Annotated in this window: 1 pseudogene; it reads right to left on the reverse strand. The window is 51.4% G+C overall.

Going from position 1 to position 319, the window contains the following annotated elements:
* Positions 1–127: 127 nt before the first annotated feature.
* Positions 128–319 (reverse strand): annotated as a pseudogene (locus tag EZM41_RS01195) (UxaA family hydrolase); the annotation flags it as partial.

Consider the following 319-nt stretch of genomic DNA (forward strand, 5'->3'; position numbering starts at 1 on the left):
CCAACTTACCTCAAGCCTATCCTGGATTCGGTAAAAGATCGTTTCGACAGGAGCGAACCCCAACTGCCGAAGACGGGGATCTTTTTGGGAGGTTCCGATGCAGGCGGTTATGTTATATAATGGGACTTTACATAAAGGTGAGCACATCACGGTGAAGGGAAGTGTAAGCTTGATAAGCAAACTCCTTTTTGAGGCAGTACAGATTCCCCGCCACCTTTATCACCGGCACCAAGGGAAAGCCTTGTGGCGCGCCTCCGCCCGTCGTAAATATTATTACGTTAGCCCCTGCGGCAGCGAGGCCGGTTAGGATTTCGCTCTC

Origin of the sequence: Acetomicrobium sp. S15 = DSM 107314 (assembly GCF_016125955.1) — a bacterium.
In the GTDB taxonomy this organism is placed as follows: Bacteria; Synergistota; Synergistia; order Synergistales; family Thermosynergistaceae; genus Thermosynergistes; species Thermosynergistes pyruvativorans.